Source organism: Paenibacillus sp. J53TS2, from assembly GCF_018403305.1.
Taxonomy (GTDB): domain Bacteria; phylum Bacillota; class Bacilli; order Paenibacillales; family Paenibacillaceae; genus Fontibacillus; species Fontibacillus rhizolycopersici.
Genome location: NZ_BOSK01000024.1, coordinates 1 through 1133 on the forward strand (window position 1 = coordinate 1; position 1133 = coordinate 1133).

2 protein-coding genes are annotated in these 1133 nt (G+C 45.7%); both read left to right on the forward strand.

Features of this window, described 5'->3' with window-relative positions; genetic code table 11:
* Positions 1–288, forward strand: a 288-nt coding sequence (locus KJS42_RS22905; protein WP_213624183.1) for a transposase, incomplete at its 5' end; no start/stop codon positions are given.
* Between the two features lie 20 nt (positions 289–308).
* On the forward strand, positions 309–1133 hold an 825-nt coding region (locus KJS42_RS22910; protein WP_213624184.1), incomplete at its 3' end, for an IS3 family transposase.

The following is a 1133-nucleotide window of genomic DNA, read 5'->3' on the forward strand; positions in this document are numbered from 1 at the left end:
GCACTGGACAGGGGGAATGTGGCTTTAACTGCTCGCAAACATGGAATCTCCCCCTATTCCTTGTACAAGTGGGTGAAACAATATAGGGATGAGGTGGAGATAAACATGGGTAAGAAAAAGGACATAAAGCATCTTAATGATCCACAGACAGTTCAAGAGTGGGAGCAGAAATATGAACAGGCAGCGAAACTCCTTGGCGAGAAAGAACTGGAGATCGCGATACTTCGAGATCTTGTAAAAAAAAAGTATCCCCACATCCAATTCAAGTGGCCCGAAAATGGATCCTAAAGGGCTACAAGGTAGCTCCTGTGCTTAAGATCTGTGGTGTTCCGCGTTCATCGTACTACTATTCGCTCAAGCATACGAATCCTAAACAAGCCCCTCAAGGTGGGCGTCCCGTACCCGGATACTCCTATACCTTTGAAGGGAAGAAAGTGGCCGATACGCGGATTAAACACCTGATTATGAAGCTGCTGGAAAGTGAGGAATCCGTCTATGGATACCGGAAACTCACGATTGCCTTACGCCAGCAGCATCATCTTAAGATTAACAAGAAGAAGGTGTACAGGCTCTGCAAGGAGCTCGATATCCTAGGCAAGCCGGTAAAACCTAAACAGTCTTATCCACGCCGTCTCGCAAACAATATGGAGGTTACGGGACCCAACCAGCTGTGGCAGATGGATATTAAATATGGTTATATCGCTGGCCTGGAACGTTACTTTTATACCGCAAGTATTATCGATGTCTACGACCGTAATGTGGTTGGACAATACCGCGGCAAGGAGTCCAGGACGAAGGATCTGCTTACCACTCTACACAAAGCCCTCTTAAAAAGAGGCGTGTACACCCAAGAAACGCCGCTGGTTGTTCGTACCGACAATGGCCCGCAGTTCAAGAGCCACAAGTTTAGAGAGTTTTTCGAGAACAACAAAGAGTTACTGATCCATGAAAGAACACCGAACCGAACTCCGAATAAAAATGCGTACATTGAGTCATTTCACAGTATCTTGGAGCGTGAGTGTTTCAAGCGGCATATCTTTATGAGTTTTGAAGAAGCATTCGATGTTCTTGACCAATTCATGGACTTTTACAATAACCGCCGAATTCACATGAGTTTATATGGCTACTCTCCC